General features: G+C 71.4%; 12 protein-coding genes. 8 read left to right on the top strand and 4 right to left on the bottom strand.

From position 1 onward, the window contains the following. Positions 1–13: 13 nt before the first annotated feature. The 4 genes from ML340_RS03595 to ML340_RS03580 all read left to right on the top strand — a co-directional run bounded on the left by ML340_RS03595 (position 14) and on the right by ML340_RS03580 (position 3,352). Positions 14–1,113, top strand: a protein-coding gene (locus tag ML340_RS03595; protein WP_240096750.1) for an IS3 family transposase whose coding sequence is annotated in 2 segments (ribosomal slippage) — positions 14–263 and positions 263–1,113 — 1,101 coding nt in all. Because the reading frame shifts where the segments join, the coding sequence is not laid out codon by codon here. Between the two features lie 146 nt (positions 1,114–1,259). After that, the gene (gene msrB, locus ML340_RS03590; RefSeq protein ID WP_240096748.1) at positions 1,260–1,730 is read left to right on the top strand and encodes a peptide-methionine (R)-S-oxide reductase MsrB; all 471 of its coding nucleotides are present in this window, start codon (positions 1,260–1,262) and stop codon (positions 1,728–1,730) included. Positions 1,731–1,753: 23 nt separating this feature from the next. Continuing rightward, entirely contained in the window at positions 1,754–2,269 is a 516-nt protein-coding gene (gene msrA, locus ML340_RS03585; RefSeq protein ID WP_240096747.1) for a peptide-methionine (S)-S-oxide reductase MsrA, read from the top strand. 30 nt (positions 2,270–2,299) lie between these two features. After that, the gene (locus ML340_RS03580) at positions 2,300–3,352 is read left to right on the top strand and encodes a LacI family DNA-binding transcriptional regulator (protein ID WP_240096745.1); all 1,053 of its coding nucleotides are present in this window, start codon (positions 2,300–2,302) and stop codon (positions 3,350–3,352) included. A 12-nt stretch (positions 3,353–3,364) separates the two neighbouring features. On the opposite strand, the gene ML340_RS03575 is transcribed toward ML340_RS03580, so the two are convergent. Beyond that, positions 3,365–5,140 (bottom strand): alpha-amylase family glycosyl hydrolase, encoded by a 1,776-nt coding sequence (locus ML340_RS03575; protein WP_240096743.1) that lies wholly within the window; start codon positions 5,138–5,140, stop codon positions 3,365–3,367. Between the two features lie 11 nt (positions 5,141–5,151). After that, positions 5,152–6,660: an MFS transporter gene (locus ML340_RS03570; protein ID WP_240096741.1), complete on the bottom strand. Its 1,509-nt coding sequence runs from the start codon at positions 6,658–6,660 to the stop codon at positions 5,152–5,154. 199 nt (positions 6,661–6,859) lie between these two features. On the opposite strand from ML340_RS03570, the gene ML340_RS03565 reads away from it, so the two are divergent. Further along, complete coding sequence (locus ML340_RS03565; protein ID WP_240096739.1) at positions 6,860–8,479, top strand: alpha-glucosidase family protein; 1,620 nt, start codon at positions 6,860–6,862, stop codon at positions 8,477–8,479. Between the two features lie 15 nt (positions 8,480–8,494). Here ML340_RS03565 and ML340_RS03560 read toward each other — a convergent pair whose 3' ends face one another. Then, a complete protein-coding gene (locus tag ML340_RS03560; RefSeq protein WP_240096737.1) occupies positions 8,495–10,015 on the bottom strand; it encodes a tryptophan halogenase family protein in 1,521 nt (506 codons plus the stop codon). A 52-nt stretch (positions 10,016–10,067) separates the two neighbouring features. Between ML340_RS03560 and ML340_RS03555 the strand changes: the two genes are divergently transcribed. From ML340_RS03555 to ML340_RS03545, 3 genes are all read left to right on the top strand, one after another. Then, positions 10,068–12,800, top strand: a complete 2,733-nt coding sequence (locus ML340_RS03555; RefSeq protein WP_240096735.1) for an alpha-1,6-glucosidase domain-containing protein — start codon at positions 10,068–10,070, stop codon at positions 12,798–12,800. Between the two features lie 243 nt (positions 12,801–13,043). Continuing rightward, complete coding sequence (locus tag ML340_RS03550; RefSeq protein WP_240096733.1) at positions 13,044–15,734, top strand: TonB-dependent receptor; 2,691 nt, start codon at positions 13,044–13,046, stop codon at positions 15,732–15,734. Between the two features lie 79 nt (positions 15,735–15,813). Then, positions 15,814–17,232, top strand: coding sequence for a sodium:solute symporter family transporter (locus ML340_RS03545; RefSeq protein ID WP_240096731.1), 1,419 nt, complete (start codon positions 15,814–15,816; stop codon positions 17,230–17,232). Positions 17,233–17,238: 6 nt separating this feature from the next. On the opposite strand, the gene eda is transcribed toward ML340_RS03545, so the two are convergent. Next, positions 17,239–17,889, bottom strand: a complete 651-nt coding sequence (eda, locus tag ML340_RS03540; RefSeq protein ID WP_240096729.1) for a bifunctional 4-hydroxy-2-oxoglutarate aldolase/2-dehydro-3-deoxy-phosphogluconate aldolase — start codon at positions 17,887–17,889, stop codon at positions 17,239–17,241. Positions 17,890–18,015: the final 126 nt, after the last annotated feature.

Below are 18,015 nucleotides of genomic sequence, written 5' to 3'. Positions count from 1 at the left end.
CAAGGAGAGCTCCATGAAGAAGCGATTCACCGACGAGCAGATCATCGGCATCCTGCGCGAGGCCGAGATCGGCGCCATGTCGATCAAGGCCTTGTGCAAGAAGCACAACGTCACCGAGCAGACCTTTTTCCGGTGGTGCAACAAGTTCGGCGGCCTTGACGTTCCAGATGCCCGCCGGCTCAAGGACCTCGAGTCTGAGAATGCCCGGCTCAAGCGGCTGGTCGCCGAGCAGATGCTGGTCATTGATGGGATGAAGGAGATCGTCCGAAAAAAATGACGACCCCGTCGGAACGACGCGACACGGTTCAGGTGCTGGTCCGTCGGGGTCTCTCGCAGCGAAAGGCGCTTCGTTATTTGGGCCTGAGCCGCCGCATCGCCAGCTACGTCCCGCGCCAGGCCGCCAAGGACCAATCGGTGGCCGAGCGGCTGCTTGCCGCATCGCCGAAGGTGCCGCGCTTCGGGTATCGCCGGATGGCGGCCTGGCTGGACCTGGGCGAGGCCCGGGTGCGGCGCCTGTGGCGCCAGCTGGGCTTGAACATCCCCCGCCGCAGGCCGCGTCGCCGCCGCTGCGGCAACGACATCCGCCTGCCGGGCGCGGTGCGCCCGAATGCGGTCTGGAGCTACGACTTCGTCCACGACCAGATGGTCGACGGGCGCTCGCTGAAGATGCTGTGCGTGATCGACGAATACACCCGCGAATGCCTGGCGATCGAGGTCGATGCCAGCCTGCGGGCGCAGGACGTGATCCTGACCCTGTCGCGGCTGATGCGGCTCTACGGCAAGCCGGCCTTTGTCCGCTCCGACAACGGCGCCGAGTTCACGGCGGCCAAGGTGATGCGCTGGCTGCGCGACGCGGCGATCGGCCCGGCGTTCATTGCGCCAGGTAGCCCCTGGCAGAACGGTTTCGTCGAGAGCTTCAACGGCAAGCTGCGGGACGAGCTGCTGAACCGCGAATGGTTCCGCAGCCGCGCCGAGGCAAAGGTGCTGATCGAACGCTGGCGGCAGTTCTACAACGAGCAGCGGCCGCACAGTGCCCATGGCTACAAGCCCCCGGCGAGCGTTCGTCGGAACTGGTCGAAACCCGATACCATCAACCCCGGACTCACTGCCTGATTGATTACAAGTTCCATACTCAGCTCACCTGCTCTCAAACCATTTGCACACGCACATGCAGCGTCGAGTGAGCAGGCTTCACGCCGGCGCAAGCCGGCATCCGCTGCAATGCATCGCGTCCGTTCGCCCGGGCGTACCTGATGGCCATGACCACGTCGACCGCTGCCGATCCGTCCCCGACCTGGCGCGAGGTGCTGCATTGGGCACGCGCCGGGAATCCGCCCCCGCCGCGGCGGATGGAACTGGCGCCGGCCGAGTGGCGGGCGCGGCTGGAGCCCGAGCGCTATGCCGTGTTGCGCGAGGCGGCGACCGAGCGCCCGTTCAGCGCGCCGATGTGCAGCCGGTTCGAGCCGGGGCGCTACGCCTGCGCCGGGTGCGGCACCGTGCTGTTCGATGCCGACAGCAAGTACGACAGCGGCTCCGGTTGGCCGAGCTTCACGCGTCCGCTGGCGCCGGGCCTGGTCGGCTACCACGCGGACGACAGCCACGGCATGCACCGGATCGAGGTGACCTGCCAGGTGTGCGATGGCCATCTCGGCCACGTGTTCCCGGACGGGCCGCCGCCGACCGGCCTGCGCTACTGCATCAATGCCCTGGCCCTGCGCAAGGTCGACTGATGGCACCACCGGAGATCCCGACCATGCAGGCTTCCCCGCGCACCGAGACCGCGATCCTCGCCGGCGGCTGCTTCTGGGGCATGCAGGAACTGCTGCGGCACCTGCCGGGCGTGCTGCGCACGCGGGTGGGCTATACCGGCGGCGATGTCGCGCATGCGACCTACCGCCACCATGGCAACCACGCCGAGGCGGTCGAGGTCGTGTTCGACCCGGCGCGGCTGTCCTACCGCGATCTGCTGCTGTACTTCTTCCGCATCCACGATCCGACCACCCCCGACCGCCAGGGCAACGACCGCGGGCCTTCCTACCGCTCGGCGATCTTCGCCACCACGCCGGAGCAGGCGCGCACCGCGCGCGAGGTCATCGCGCAGATCGACGCCAGCGGGCGCTGGCCGGGCCGGGTGGTGACCACGGTGGCCCCTGCCGGCCCGTTCTGGGAAGCCGAGCCGGAGCACCAGGACTATCTGCAGCGCCACCCGCACGGCTACACCTGCCACTGGGAGCGGCCGGACTGGGTGCTGCCGCCCGCGTCCGGCTGAGCCCGCGCACGGCGTTGCTACACTGCGGCGATGACGCCCGACGCACCGCCCCGCCGACGCCGCAGGACCCGCGCGACCTCGCTCGACATCGCCCACCGCGCCGGGGTGTCGCAGGCCACGGTTTCGCGCGTGCTGCGCGGCAGCCCGCTGGTCAACGCCGAGACCCGGCGCCGGGTCGAGGAGGCGGTGCGCGCGCTCAACTACAAGGTCGACCGCCACGCCTCCAGCCTGCGCACCCAGCGCGCCGGCACGCTCGCGCTGCTGCTGTTCGAGGATCCGACCCCGGACGATTCCCACATCAACCCGTTCTTCCTGTCCATGCTGGGCTCGATCACCCGCGCCTGCGCGCGCCACGGGCACGACCTGCTGGTGTCGTTCCAGCAGCTTTCGGACGACTGGCACGCCGACTACGAGGACAGCATGAAGGCCGACGGGCTGATCCTGCTCGGCTACGGCGACTACCTGGCCTACCGCGGCAAGCTGGAGCGGCTGGTGGAGCAGGGCACCCACTTCGTGCGCTGGGGCCAGGTCGAGCCGGGCCAGCCGGGCATCTCGATCGGCTGCGACAACGCCGAGGGCGGGGCGCTGGTCGGCCGCCACCTGCTGGCGCAGGGGCGGCGCCGGATCGCCTTCCTGGGCGATGCCAGCAGCCACTATCCGGAGTTCTTCGCGCGCTACCGCGGCTGCGACGCCGCGCTCGCCGAGGCCGGCCTGGCGATGGACCGGGCGCTGCAGGTCGATGCGGCCAGCACCGAATCCGCCGGGCACGCGGCGGCGCGCACCCTGCTGGCGCGCGGGGAGCCCTTCGATGCGGTGTTCGCGGCCAGCGACCTGATCGCGATCGGCGCGCTGCAGGCGCTGAAAGAGGCCGGCTTGCGGGTGCCGCAGGACGTCGCGGTGGTGGGCTTCGACGGCACCGCGATGGCGCGCTTCGCCGATCCGCCGCTGAGCACGGTGGTGCAGGACACCGCGCGTGCCGGCGAGCTGTTGGTGGACACCTTGCTGCGGCTGGTGCGCGACGAGCCGGCGCAGAGCATCGTGCTGGCGCCGCAGCTGGTGGTGCGCGCCTCCAGCGGAGGCTGACGCGCGGCCGGCTCAGTCGCGGGCGGGCAGGCGGCCGCGCGCGTCCGCCATCGCCGCGTCCAGCGCCGCGCGCAGCGCCGGCTGGGTCACCGGTGCATCCAGCAGGAATACCTGCACGCCGTGCGCAGGCACCTCGGCCTCGAGCGTACCGCCGGCGGCGACATCGCGCGTGCTGCCGTCGATCGCCGACACCCAGTGCCCCGGCTGCAGCAGGCGGTCGATGCGGAAGCGTTCCGGCGCCTCGCCCTTGTTCAGCAGCACCAGCGCGATCTGGTGCTGGCCGGCGTGCTGGTACACCCGGTAGAACGCGGCGCGGTTGCCGGCCAGTTCGAGGTCCAGCTGCAGCCCGCGCTGCAGGGCGGGCGAGGCCTTGCGCACGTTGGCGATGCGGGTCAGCGCGACGTGGATCGGGCTGGCCTGCGCGGCGCGGATGCCCTCCACCCCGAAGTAGTTGCGGTTGCCGGCATGCTCGGCGCGCCCGCGCATGAACCCCATCTCCGAGCCGTAGTAGACCACCGGGATGCCGCGCGCGGTGAACAGCCAGTTGTGGGCGTCGATGAAGCCGGCGTCGCTGGCGTCCAGCCGCGGCATGTCGTGGTTGTCGTAGAAGGTGGCCAGCGCGTAGGGGTCGGCGTAGGGCCCGCCGGTCAGGTGCAGCGCCGGGGCCAGCCGTTCGAAGCCGGCCTGCTGGCGGCCGAAGACGGCCTCCATCGCCTGCTTCATCGGGAAGTCCAGCACGCTGACCTCGCCGTGGCCGGGCCGGGTGAAGCGGGCGATGTTGGCGGCGTCGTAGTCGAAGGCCTCGCCGAACATGAAGAAGCCCGGATGCCGGGCGCGGATGCGGCTGGTGAACTTCTGCCAGAAGGCGTCCGGCATCCATGCGATGGTGTCGATCCGGAAGGCGTCCGCGCCCTGTGCGATCCACTGTTCGTAGGCGCCGGCCAGGTAGTCGAGCACCGCCGGGTTGTCCTCGTTGAAGTCGGCCAGTTCCGCCAGGTTGCCGGCGTACATCGACCCGTGCGCGGGATCGACCGGGCCGAGTGTGTTGTAGAAGCGGTGCAGCGGGTTGTGCACGGGGTCGAGCTGCTGCGGCGGCAGGTTCTGGTGGTCGGCCAGCAGGCGGCCATCGCGGTCGTAGACCTTGCCGAACTTGGGCTGGTCGAAGGCCATGCCCCAGGCCGGCGAGCCGTGGTTGGCCACGATGTCCAGCACCAGCTTCATGCCCTTGGCGTGCATCGCCGCGGTGAGGTCCCGGAAATCCATGCCCGGGCTGGGCAGGTGTTCGTCCACCTTGTAGAAGTTCACGCCCCAGTAGCCGTGGTAGCCGGCCTTGCCGTGGTCGCTGAGGATGCTGCCGCAGCCGGGCGGGGTGCCGCCGGTGAAGTGCTGGTCCGGGTTGTCCACGATCGGGGTGATCCACACCGCGGTGAAGCCCATGGCGCGGATGTAGTCCAAATGCTCGGCCAGGCCCTTGAAGTCGCCGCCGAGGTAGCCGATGTTGCCGGCCACGCCGTCGCACGGCGGCAGCGGGATGTCGAAGGTGCGGTACTTGCCGCCCTGGTCGCGGTGGTCGTTGCCGGGATCGCCATTGACGAAGCGGTCGGTCAGCACGAAATACACCGCATTCGCCGCGAACGGCTCCAGGGTGCCGTAGTAGTCCGCGGCGGCCGGCGCGGATGCGGAGGCCGGCGGCGGTGCGGCCGGCGGCGCGGGATGTCGGCAGGCGGCCAGCGCGAGTGCGGCGGCAAGGCCGAACAGCGGCAGCAGGCGGGGCAGGGAGACGCGCATCGGTGGACTCCTCAGGCGCTGCGGTCGTGCGGGGTGCGCACCCACAGCACGCACAGCCCGGCGACGATCATGCTGATGCCGCCGACCGCCAGCGCGTGGATGGCCTGGCCGCCGAGCAGCGACTTCAGCAGGAAGCCCAGCAGGCTGGCCGCGACCAGTTGCGGGATCACGATGAAGAAATTGAAGATGCCCATGTAGACGCCCATCTTGGCCGCGGGCAGGCTGTCCGACAGCAGCGCGTAGGGCAGCGACAGGATCGAGGCCCAGGCGATGCCGACCCCGGCCATCGACAGCAGCAGCCAGTGCGGGTCGCGGATCCACTGCATCGACAGCAGGCCCAGCCCGCCGAGCACGGCGTTGACCAGGTGGCTGCCGCGCAGGCCGAGCCGGCGCACCTGCCAGGGGATCGCGATCGCGGCCAGCGCCGCGAAGCCGTTGTACGCGGCGAACAGCACCCCGACCCAGTTGGCGCCGGCGTTGTACGCGGCCGAGGTCGGGTCGCTGCTGCCGAAGTGGACCGCGGTCACCGCCGCGGTGGTGTAGATCCACATAGCAAACAGCGCGAACCACGAGAAGAACTGCACCACCGCCAGGCGCGCCATCGCCGCCGGCATGTCGCGCACGTCGTCGAGGATGCGGGTGAAGGCGTTGTCCGCGCGCAGCGCGCCGCGCAGCAGGTACGCCAGTCCGAACCCGGCCAGCAGCCCGGCCAGGATGTACAGCGCCTTGTCCAGCCCGCGCGCGGCGACCACGGCCGCCAGCGCGGCGCCGCCGGCCAGCAGCAGCAGCGCGATCGCGCGCACCCGGCCGGAATGGCGGTCGCGCGCCGGCACCGGCGCGGCCGCGTCGAAGGCGGCCAGCTGTTCCGGCGGGTATTCGCGCGTGCTGGCCACGGTCCAGACGATCGCCGCCAGCAGCACCACGCCGCCGGCGTAGAAGGCGTAGCGCACGGTGTCCGGCACCTGCCCGGCGGGCGCGGTGTTGGCCACCCCGAAGTGTTCCAGCACGAACGGCAGCAGGCTGGCGACCACCGAGCCCACCCCGATGAAGAAGCTCTGCATCGCATAGCCCAGCGGGCGCTGCGCCGGCGGCAGCTGGTCGCCGACGAACGCGCGGAACGGCTCCATCGAGACGTTGATCGAGGCATCCAGGATCCACAGCATGCCCGCCGCGATCCACAGCGCCGGCACGTTCGGGAAGGCGAACAGGGCCAGCGAGGCCAGCACCGCGCCGGCGAGGAAGTACGGCCGCCGCCGCCCGAGCCGGGTCCAGGTGCGGTCGGACAGGTAGCCGACGATCGGCTGTACCAGCAGGCCGGTCAGCGGCGCGGCGACCCACAGCACCGGGATCGCGTCGATGCTGGCGCCCAGGGTCTGGAAGATGCGGCTGACGTTCGCGTTCTGCAGCGCGAACCCGAACTGGATGCCGAGGAAGCCGAAGCACATGTTCCAGATCTGCCAGAACGACAGCGCGGGCTTGGCGGTGGTCACTGGCGATGCGGGGTTCGGGGGCGTGGGCATGCGCGGAAGGGCGGTGGGCAAACAGCGCGGAGTGTGCCGGCGCAGGCGCCCGGCGTCGTGACGCGTCGCCGCATATTCGCGGGGCACGCGCGCACTGCGCGGGATGTAAACGTATTCAAGCCCGGCATGGCCCTCGGCCCGCGCGTACCGCGGCCGTGCGCGGCATAGTCCGCGGCGATCCGGCAAGGGCGGAATGGCGATGGAGCAACGGCAGTGGTGGCGCGGCGCGGTGATCTACCAGATCTACCCGCGCAGCTTCCTCGACAGCGACGGCGACGGCGTGGGCGACCTGCGCGGGATCGAGGCGCGCTTGGAGCACGTGGCCGCGCTCGGCGCGGACGCAATCTGGATCTCGCCGTTCTTCACCTCGCCGATGGCCGACTTCGGCTACGACATCGCCGACTACCGCGACGTCGATCCGCTGTTCGGCACCCTGGCCGATTTCGACCGCCTGCTGGCCAAGGCGCATGCGCTCGGGCTGAAGGTGATGATCGACCAGGTGCTCAGCCACTGCTCCGAGCGCCATCCGTGGTTCGAGGAGAGCCGGCAGAGCCGCGACAACCCGAAGGCCGATTGGTTCGTGTGGGCCGATCCCAAGCCGGACGGGACACCGCCCAACAACTGGCTGTCGCTGTTCGGCGGCGTGGCCTGGCAGTGGGAGCCGCGGCGCGCGCAGTACTACCTGCACAACTTTCTGGCGGCGCAGCCGGATCTCAACTTCCACAACCCGCAGGTGCGTGCGGCGCAGCTGGACAACGTGAAGTTCTGGCTCGACCGAGGGGTGGACGGCCTGCGCCTGGACGCGATCAACTTCTGCTTCCACGACGCGCAGCTGCGCGACAACCCGCCCAAGCCCGCCGCGCTGCGCACCGGCCGCGGCTTCAGCCCCGACAACCCGTACGCCTACCAGTACCACTGGTACAACAACACCCAGCCGGAGAACCTCGGCTTCCTCGAGGAACTGCGCGCACTGATGGACTGCTACCCGGACGTCGGCGCGCTCGGCGAGATTTCCTCCGAGGATTCGCTGGCGACCATGGCCGAGTACTGCGCGCCCGGGCGCCTGCACATGGGCTACAGCTTCGAGCTGCTGACCGAGGACGCGAGCCCAGCCTACATCCGGGCCACGGTGGAGGCGCTCGAGGCGAAGCTGGGCGCGGGCTGGCCGTGCTGGGCGATCTCCAACCACGATGTGCAGCGTGCGGTCACGCGCTGGGGCGGCGGCGTGCCGGAGGCCGGCGACGACGCGCTGGCACGGCAGTTGGTGGCGCTGGTGTGCTGCCTGCGCGGCAGCGTCTGCCTGTACCAGGGCGAGGAGCTGGGCCTGCCCGAGGCCGAGGTCCCGTTCGCGGCGCTGCAGGACCCGTATGGCAAGGCGTTCTGGCCGGCCTTCAAGGGCCGCGACGGCTGCCGCACGCCGATGCCGTGGGACGATCGCGCGCACGCCGGCTTCACCAGCGGCACGCCGTGGCTGCCGATCCCAGAAGCCCACCGCGCGCGCAGCGTGGCCGCGCAAGAGCGCGATCCGCGCTCGGTGCTGCACGCCACCCGCGCCTTCCTGCACTGGCGGCGCGGCCAGCCGGCGCTGGTGGAAGGCAGCATCCGCTTCCTGGACGCACCGCCGCCGCTGCTGGCGTTCGTGCGCGAGCATGCCGGCCAGCGCCTGCTGCTGGTGTTCAACCTGTCGCCCGCGGCCTGCCGCTGGACGCCGCCGCTGGCCGGCACCGCGGTCGCCCTGCCCGGACCGGCGCCGGCGACATGGGACGGCGCCGCCCTGCAGCTGCCGCCGCGCGGTGTCGCCTGCCTCGCCCTGGACTAACCGCGGATGCGCGCCTCAGGCCGCGCGCGCCTGGCTCACTACGTGCTGGATGAAGTCGTCGTGGCCGGGCATCTGGTCGACGCAGTTGGCGATCACCCGGCGCACGTTCTCCACGAACCCGGCCAGCTCCGGCTCCGGCAGCAGTTCGACCAGCCCATGGTGGCCGCGCGGGCGCAGACCCTGGCCGTGCATCACCTGCACCCAGCTCATCTCCGCGAACATCTCGTTGGCCTCGCGGAACACCCGGCCGTTCGCCTCGAACAGGGCGATCCGCCGGCGCAGCGGCTCGGGCACTTGCATGGTCCGGCAGTAGTCCCAGAACGGGCTGTCGTCGCGGGCGGTGGCGTGGTAGTGCAGGATCAGGAAATCGCGGATGCGGGTGACCTCGAAGTCGGCATGCGCGTTGAATTCGTCGATGTCGGCCTGGTCGAAGCCGGTGTAGGGGAAGAACGCGGTCAGGCGCGCGATCGCGGACTGGATCAGATGGATGCTGGTGGACTCCAGCGGCTCCATGAAGCCGGAGGACAGCCCGATCGCGACCACGTTGCGGTTCCAGGTGCGGCGGCGCTTGCCGGTGACGAAGCGCAGCGTGCGCGGTTCCGCCAGCGGCTCGCCGTCGAGGTTGGCCAGCAGCAGCGCGGTGGCCTCGTCCTCGCTCATGTAGCGGCTGCAGAACACATGCCCGTTGCCGATCCGGTGCTGCAGCGGGATCCGCCACTGCCAGCCGGCCGGGCGCGCGGTGGAGCGGGTGTACGGAGTGATCGGCCCGTCCGGGTTGGCGCACGGCACCGCGACCGCGCGGTCGCAGGGCAGCCAGTGGGTCCAGTCCTCGTAGCCGGTGTGCAGCGCCTGCTCGATCAGCAGCCCGCGGAAGCCGGAGCAGTCGATGAACAGCTGCCCGGCCACGCGCCGCTCGCCGTCCAGCGCGACCGCCTCCACGAAGCCGGTCTCCGGGTGCAGGGCGACGTCCACCACCTTGCCCTCGATCCGGCGCACCCCGCGGCTCTCGGCGTACTGGCGCAGGTACGCGGCGTACAGCGCGGCGTCGAAGTGGAAGGCGTAGGCGATGTCCGCCAGCGGCGAATTCGGGCGCTCGCGCAGGGCCGGCAGGAAGCGGTTGCGCAGCGCGGCCACGGTGTTGATCGAGTACTCGTCCAGCGGCGCCGCGCGCCCCAGCGCGGCCAGCTTCAGCCAGTACTGGTAGAACGTGACCAGCCCGCGGTCCTGGCCGATCTTGCCGAAGCCGTGGAAGTAGGACTGCCCGCGCCGCCACCAGTCCACGAAGTGGATGCCGAGCTTGAAGCTGGCATTGGTGCGGCGCACGAAGTCGGCTTCGTCCAGTTCGAGCGCCTGGTTGTAGAGCTTGATCATCGGGATGGTGCCTTCGCCCACGCCGACGGTGCCGATCTCCTCGGATTCGACCAGGGTGATCTCGTAGCCGCGCTCGAGCACCTTCGACAGCGCGGCGGCGGTCATCCAGCCGGCGGTGCCGCCGCCGACGATCACGATGCGGGTGATGCGGGAGGATGCGTCCATGGAGCCTGAGGCAGCAGTGGGCCGGACCGGCGGTGGCCGGCAGTATGTGCGCGTGGCCGGGGCCGTGCGCAAGTGGGCGTCGGCCCTGATCTGGCTGGCCGCGGCCTGCCTGCTCGCGCCGCAGGCCGCTGCAAACGATTGCGACGGTCCGCCGCAGCGGCTGCTGCAGGCGGTGGCCGATCCGCGCAGCGATGCCCGCGCCTACTGGCTGGATGCGACCACCCTGCGCTGGCCGGGGCAGCCGCCGGGACGCTACCGCCTGCTGGCTTCATCGGAGGGGCGATTGCGGGTGTCCGCGGGCGCGCCGGCGCAGGGCCTGGAGGCGGCGATCACGCTGGAGCCGGCGCCGGCCCTCGCGCCGGAGGTCGCCGCGCGCTTCGCCTTCACCGGGCCGGGGGTGGAGCTGCAGGTGCCGGCGGCGGAGCGCGCGCGCCTGCCCGCACTGTGGCGCGGCCAGCTGCTGCTGGTGCGCGAGGACGCGCAGGGGCGGGTGCAGGAGGCGACCTACGTGCAGCTGCCCGGCGCGCTGGATGCCGCCTACGCCGCCGCGGACGCACCGGGGCTGGCGCTCGGCGCGCAGGTCGCGGTGGCGCAGGCGCAATTCCGGCTGTGGGCGCCGACCGCGCGCGCAGTGGCGCTGTGCCTGTACCCGGATGCGCATGCGCCGGCCGCCGCGCCGCTGCCGCTCGCCTTCGACCCGCACACCGGGACCTGGCAGCGCACGCTCGCCGGCGACCTGCGCGGGCGCTACTACGCCTATTTGGTGGAGGTGTTCGTGCCGGGCCTGGGCTGGGTGCGCAACCGGGTCGGCGATCCGTATGCGATCAGCCTGTCCGCGGACGGCGCGCGCGGCTACCTCGGCGATCTCGACGATCCGGCGCTGGCGCCGCCCGGCTGGGCGCGGGCCACGCGCCCGCCGCCGGCCGCGGCGAACGTGGACATGCAGGTCTACGAGCTGCACGTGCGCGACTTCTCCGCGCACGACCCCGGCGTGGCCGCGGCCCGTCGCGGCAAGTACCTGGCGTTCGCCGATCCCGGTTCGGCCGGCCGCCGCCACCTGGCCGCGCTGGCGCGCGCCGGGCTGACCGACGTGCAGCTGCTGCCGGTGTTCGATTTCGCCACCGTGCCGGAGCGCGGCTGCCGCACGCCGGCGCTGCGCGCAAGCGCGCCGGACGATCCGCGCCCGCAGGCCGTACTGGCGGCGCAGGCCGCGCGCGACTGCTACAACTGGGGCTACGACCCGCTCTACTTCGGCGCACCGGAGGGCAGCTACGCCAGCGATCCCGACGACGGCGCGGTACGCGTGCGCGAGTTCCGCGCGATGGTGCAGGCGCTGCACGCGCTCGGGCTGCGGGTGGGGATGGACGTGGTCTACAACCACACCCATGCCGCCGGGCAGGCGGACGGCGCGGTGCTCGACCGCATCGTGCCGGGCTACTACCAGCGGCTGGACGCGCAGGGGCGGGTGGCCACCTCCACCTGCTGCGCCAACACCGCCACCGAGCACCGCATGATGGCGCGCCTGCTGCGCGACACCCTGGTGCGCTGGGCGCGCGACTACCGGATCGACAGCTTCCGCTTCGACCTCATGGGGCACCAGCCGCGCGCGGTGATGGAGGCCGCGCAGGCCGCGGTGGGCGCCGCCGCCGGGCGCCGGATCGCGTTCATCGGCGAGGGCTGGAACTTCGGCGAGGTCGCCGACGGCGCGCGCTTCGTGCAGGCCGCGCAGGGGCGGCTGGACGGCACCGGCATCGCCACCTTCAACGACCGCCTGCGCGACGCCCTGCGCGGCGGCGGCTGCTGCGACAGCGGCGCGGCGCTGCGCGACGCGCGCGGCCTGCTCAACGGCCTGGCCACGGACGGCGCGCGCCGCGCGCAGGCGCTGCAGGCGGCGGACCTGGCGCGCGCCGGGCTGGCCGGCAGCCTGCGCGACTACCGCCTGCCCCTGGCCGATGGCCGGGTCGCGCCGCTGGCGGCGCTGGACTACCACGGGCAGCCCGCCGGCTACGCGAGCTCGCCGGAAGAGGTGGTCAACTACGTCGAGAACCACGACAACCTGACCCTGTGGGATCTGGACGCGCTGCGCCTGCCGGCGGACACCCCGGCGGCGGAGCGCGCGCGCGTGCAGCTGTTGGGCGTGGCCTTCACCGTGCTGGCGCAGGGGGTGCCGTACTTCCACGCCGGGATCGAACTGCTGCGCAGCAAGTCGCTGGACCGCAACAGCTACGACTCCGGCGACTGGTTCAACCGGCTGGACTGGTCCGGGCGCGACAACGGCTTCGGCCGCGGCCTGCCGCCGGCGCGCGACAACGGCGGCGACTGGCCGCTGCTGCGGCCGGCGCTGCGCAACCCGCGCGCGCGCCCGGCGCCGCGCGACATCGCCTGGATGCGCGCGGCCTTCCGCGACTGGCTGCGGATCCGCGCCGAGACCCCGCTGCTGCGGCTGCGCGAGGCGGCCGCGGTGCAGGCGCGCCTGCGCTTCCCGAACAGCGGCCCCGGCCAGGATCCGCGGGTGATCGTCGGCCATCTGGACGGGCAGGGGCTGCCCGGGCCGCAGCGCGAGGTGCTGTACCTGGTCAACCTCGCGCCGCAGGCGGTGACCCTGGCGCTGCCGCAGGAGGCCGCCAAGCCCTACGTGCTGCACCCGGTGCAGGCGGCCGCCACCGCGGCCGACCCACGGCCGCGCCAGGCCCGGATCGACCGCGCGCGTGGCACGTTCAGGGTGCCGGGGCGGACGGCGGTGGTGTACGTGCTGCCGGCCGGCGGCGACCCGGCGCGCCCCTGAGGCGTCCGCGCGGCGGCTTGCTGCGACGCAGCAGCAGGTGCCTACCGCTGCGCTGCCAGCCGGCGGACGCCCGGCACTGCAAACGTTGCCATCCGCCCTGCATGGCAGTGAATGCGGGGGCGGGGCATGAATACGTATGCAACGCGATTGCCAACCGTAACGGCGGATTAACATCGCCGCCGTTCGCGCCGCCCCACCGCGGCAGCGCGGCCACATCCGACAGCCTTCCGGGAGGGGAAGATGGTGCGATTCAAGCGAAACCTGCTGAGCGTGGCGCTGGCCTCGGCGGCCCTGGCCCTGGCCGTGAACGCGCAGGCGCAGACCGCCGCGCAGGCCGACCAGGACGCGCAGGCCGCGGCCGACAAGAAGAAGCAGGACGAGGCCAAGAACCTCGACAAGGTGACGGTGGTCGGCATTCGCGGCGCGATCGAGCGCTCGATCGAGATGAAGCAGGCCTCCAACGAGATCATCGAGGCGGTGACCGCCGAGGACATCGGCAAGCTGCCGGACGTGTCGATCGCCGACTCGCTGGCGCGCCTGACCGGCGTGACCGCGCAGCGCTTCGGCGGGCGCGCGCAGGAGATCAACATCCGCGGCTTCTCCGGCGACTTCTCGACCACCCTGCTCAACGGCCGCGAGCAGGTCAGCCTCGGCAACAACCGCGGGGTGGAGTTCGACCAGTACCCGTCCGAGCTGATGAGCTCGGTGGTGGTGTACAAGACCCAGAACGCGGCGCTGGTCGGGCAGGGCCTGTCCGGCACCGTGGACCTGCGCACCGTGCGCCCGTTGGACTACGACCAGCGCACCCTCGCCGCCAACCTGCGCGGCGACATGAACAAGGTGCAGGACCGCAAGAAGTACGGCAGCCGCTTCAGCTTCGCCTACATCGACCAGTTCGCCGACAACACCCTCGGCCTGGCGCTGGGCTATGCCCGCCTGGACAGCCCCGGGCAGTCGCGCGAGTTCGAGTCCTGGGGCTACGACAACGGCCTGCTCGGCGGCGCCAACGTCTTCAACTACCAGACCAAGAACCGCCGCGACGGCCTCGCCGGCACCGTGCAGTACCGCCCGAGCGAGCGCTGGGAATCGACCCTGGACGTGTTCTACTCCAAGTTCGACACCGACCAGAACCGCGCCGGCCTGCAGTTCGGCACGGTCTGGGGCTCGACCGGGGCGCCGATCTCGTTCACCCGCAACGCCGACAACCTGGTCACCCAGGCCAGCTTCCGCAACTTCCGCCCGGTGGTGCGCAACGACGAGAACAACTACCGCGACACGCTGACCTCGATCGGCTGGAAGAACACCTTCCGCCTGGACGGCGCCTGGACCATGAGCGTCGACCTCAGCCACTCGCAGGCCGACCGCAAGCACCAGATCCTGGAGGGCTACGCGGTGCTCAACCCGGCGCTGCCGGGCGACACCCTGCAGATGAGCCTGGACCCGTCCGGGCGCTGGTTCAACTTCACCACCGGCTACGACTACACCGATCCCTCGATCCTGCGCCTGGCCGATCCGGGCGGCTGGGGCGGCGACCGCTGGCAGGCCGGCTACCTGAAGGACATGTCGATCAAGGACAAGCTCAACTCGGGCCGGATCGACTTCGAGTACGCCTTCGCCGAGGGCGCCTTCAGCAAGCTGCTGTTCGGCGCCAACTACAGCGAGCGCAGCAAGAGCCGCGGCTCCGACGAGAACACCCTGTGCGTGGCCGCCAACTGCGCCAGCAGCAACCCGGTCTACCTGCCGATCCCGTCCAGCGCGGTGGCCGGCGTGAGCCCCGGGTTCGCCGGCATCGACCGCGTGCTCGACCTCAACCTGACCGGCATGCTGGGCAATACCTACATCCTGCTGCCGAAGACCCACCCGGACATCAACAACAAGAACTGGACGGTCGACGAGAAGCTCACCACCGTCTACCTGCAGGCCAACATCGACACCGAGCTGTTCGGCGCGCCGCTGACCGGCAACCTCGGCGTGCAGGCGGTGCGGGCCGACCAGAAGTCGGACGCGATCGCGATGTTCAACGGCGTGCCGATCGCAGGCACCGCCAGCTACGGCGCCAAGTACACCGAGTACCTGCCGAGCCTGAACCTCAAGCTGGCGCTGCCGGAGGACATCAACGTGCGCTTCGCGCTCGGCCGCCAGATGGCGCGCCCGCGCATGGACGAGATGGTGGCCAGCGCCAACTACGGCTACGACCCGACCCGCCGCGAGTTCAGCGGCAGCGGCGGCAACGCGGCGCTGCGCCCGTGGCTGGCCAACGCGCTCGACTTCGGGTTCGAGAAGTACTTCGGCAAGACCGGCTACTTCACCGCCGGCTACTTCTACAAGGACCTGAAGACCTACATCTACAACGCCACCACCCGCTTCGACTTCGCCCAGCTGCCGCTGCCGACCGGGAACTACCCGGTGACCTCGACCGTGGGCTGGTTCACCCAGCCGGTGAACGGCCAGGGCGGCACCCTGCAGGGCATCGAGCTGGCGTTGTCGCTGCCGTTCGACGTGTTCTGGGCGCCGCTGGAGGGCTTCGGCTTCCAGGGCAACTACGCCGACGTCAGCAGCAGCATCCACCCGGGCGGCGCCAACGCGCAGCTGCCGGGGCTGTCCAAGTACGTCTCCAACATGAGCCTGTACTTCGAGCGCTGGGGCTTCTCGGCGCGGATCAGCCAGCGCGGCCGCAGCAAGTTCCGCGGTGAGGTGGAGGGCTTCGGCGGCGACCGCGACCGCAACCGCTACTTCGCCGGGGAGAAGGTCACCGACTTCCAGATGGGCTACGAGTTCCAGGACGGCGCCCTGCGCGGGCTGTCGGTGCTGCTGCAGCTGTACAACCTGAAGAACGAGCCGTTCGTGGAACCGTCCACCGCGGGCGTCGGCTATCCAGGCAAGTACACCGACTACGGCCGTACCTACCTGCTCGGCGTCAACTACAAGTTCTGACCGCGCCATGCGGTGACGTCCGGCCGGCCCCCGTCTGCGCGCGCAGGCGGGGGCCGCGTGTTCGCGCACGGGAGGGCAGATGCACGGCAACGGGATCCAACTGGGGGTGTTCCTGGCGATCAGCGCGCTGGTGGCGCTCGCCACCTGGTGGCGCTACCGGCGCGAGGGCCATAGCCGCGACGCCGGGCAGGACTTCTTCCTCGCCGGCAAGCACCTGAGCTGGCCGTTCATCGCCGGCAGCCTGCTGCTGACCAACATCAGCGCCGAGCAGATCGTCGGCATGAACGGCGCGCAGAACCTGCTGCAGGTGTGGTGGGAGTTCGGCGCCGCCGCCGGCCTCCTGGTGCTGGCCAAGGTGCTGATCCCGATGTACTTCCGCCACGGCTGCAGCACCACCACCGAGTTGCTGGAGAAGCGCCTGCCCGGCGGCGCCGGCCTGCGCCGCACGGTGTCGCTGCTGTTCCTGCTCGGCTACATGTTCATCCTGCTGCCGATGGTGCTCTACACCGGCGCGCGCTTCATGAAGTCGATGTTCCAGCCGGACCTGCCGATCCTGGCGATTGCGGCGCTGCTGGCGCTGGCCGGGCTGGCCTACGCGGCGCTGGGCGGGCTGCGCGCGATCGCGATCTCCGACACCTACATGGGCCTGGTGCTGCTGGTGATGGGCGGGCTGGTGACCTGGTTCGCGCTGGAGCGGATCGGCTGGGACTTCTCGGGCATCCCGCGCGAACGTCTGACCCTGTGGGGCGGGCCGGATTCCGACATCCCGTGGCCGACCCTGCTGACCGGGATGGTGTTCGCGCACATCTTCTACTGGGGCACCAACATGCTGATCGCGCAGCGGGCGATGGCGGCGCGCGACGTGCGCGAGGCGCAGAAGGGCATCTACGCGGCGGCGGCGCTGAAGTTCCTGACCCCGGTCATCGTGATCCTGCCAGGGATCATCGCTTACAAGCTCTATGGCGACATCAACGACGACGCGTACGGGCGGCTCGCCGGCGACGTGCTGCCGGCCTGGCTGTCGGGGGCGTTCGCGGCGGCGATCGCAGGTGCCGTGCTGTCCAGCTACAACGCGGGCCTGAACTCGGCCGCGGCACTGTTCACGCTCGACCTGTGGCAGCCGCTGGTCAACCCGCGCGCGGACGCCAAGCGGGTCGGGCAGGCGGTGCAGATCGTGTTCATGCTGGCATCGCTGGCGCTGGTGCCGCTGTACGAGCACGCGCGCAGCATCATCGCGACCCTGCAGCAGCTCAACGGGCTGTATTCGATGCCGGTGCTGGCGGCGTTCTTCGTGGCGATCTTCGTGCGCGGCGCGGACGCGCGCGCGATCCGCCTGGCGCTGGCGTTTGGGGTGGTGCTGTACGGCGTGTTCACCTTCGCCTGGACGCCGCTGCACTACCTGCACCTGATGTTCATCACCCTGCTGGCGACGGTGCTGGTGGCGGTGGTGCTCAGCCGCTGGCTGGCGGCCGGCGCGCCGGCCACGCCGCGGGGCTGAGCGCGCTCACGGCCGCGCCAGGGCGGCCGCCGCGCGCGCCAGCGCGCGCACCTGCGCCCAGTCGCCGGCGCGCACCGCGGCCGCCGGCAGCATCCACGAACCGCCGACGCAGGCCACGTTGGGCAAGGCGAGATAGGCCGGGGCGCTGGCGGCGTCGATCCCGCCGGTCGGGCAGAAGCGCGCCATCGGCAGCGGCCCGCCCAGCGCCTTGAGCGCGGCCACGCCGCCGCTGGCCGCGGCCGGGAAGAACTTGAAGCGCCGCCAGCCGTGCTCCAGCCCGCGCATCAGCTCGCTGGCGGTGGCCACGCCCGGGATCAGCGGCACCGGCAGCGCGCGCCCCGCCGCGTACAGCGCCTCGGTCGCCCCGGGCGCGATCAGGAACTGCGCCCCGGCCTCCGCCGCGGCCTGCATGTCGGCCGCGGACAGCACGGTGCCGGCGCCGACGCAGGCCTCGGGCAGCGCGGCGGCGACCGCGCGGATGGCCTCCAGCGCGTGCGCGGTGCGCAGGGTGATCTCGAGCACGGGCAGGCCACCCTCGACCAGCGCGCGGCACAGCGGCAGCGCGTCCTCGCGGCGTTCGATCGCGATCACCGGGATCACCGGGGCGCGCGCGAACACGGCATCCACGGCGGCGGCATGGGCATGGGAATCGAGCATGGCGGCCTTGTATCTTTCAGCCCGCGGACCGGCTCGGGCAGCCCGAGCGGCCTCTGGGCCAGTGAATGAAGCCCGCGACTGAGCACTGGGTGCCTGTGCCGGACCGTCCTTTCTTGCAGCCCGAAC

It is taken from the genome of Thermomonas flagellata (assembly GCF_022419185.1).
Lineage (GTDB): Bacteria > Pseudomonadota > Gammaproteobacteria > Xanthomonadales > Xanthomonadaceae > Thermomonas > Thermomonas flagellata.
This window is presented reverse-complemented; position numbering and strand designations above follow the sequence as displayed.

Bases quoted from the DNA above. Each gene is read 5' to 3' on its own strand.
- msrB (WP_240096748.1), top strand. From the start codon at position 1,260: ATGACCACGTCGACCGCTGCCGATCCGTCCCCGACCTGGCGCGAGGTG.
- msrA (WP_240096747.1), top strand. From the start codon at position 1,754: ATGCAGGCTTCCCCGCGCACCGAGACCGCGATCCTCGCCGGCGGCTGC.
- ML340_RS03580 (WP_240096745.1), top strand. From the start codon at position 2,300: ATGACGCCCGACGCACCGCCCCGCCGACGCCGCAGGACCCGCGCGACC.
- ML340_RS03575 (WP_240096743.1), bottom strand. From the start codon at position 5,140: ATGCGCGTCTCCCTGCCCCGCCTGCTGCCGCTGTTCGGCCTTGCCGCC.
- ML340_RS03570 (WP_240096741.1), bottom strand. From the start codon at position 6,660: ATGCCCACGCCCCCGAACCCCGCATCGCCAGTGACCACCGCCAAGCCC.
- ML340_RS03565 (WP_240096739.1), top strand. From the start codon at position 6,860: ATGGAGCAACGGCAGTGGTGGCGCGGCGCGGTGATCTACCAGATCTAC.
- ML340_RS03560 (WP_240096737.1), bottom strand. From the start codon at position 10,015: ATGGACGCATCCTCCCGCATCACCCGCATCGTGATCGTCGGCGGCGGC.
- ML340_RS03545 (WP_240096731.1), top strand. From the start codon at position 15,814: ATGCACGGCAACGGGATCCAACTGGGGGTGTTCCTGGCGATCAGCGCG.
- eda (WP_240096729.1), bottom strand. From the start codon at position 17,889: ATGCTCGATTCCCATGCCCATGCCGCCGCCGTGGATGCCGTGTTCGCG.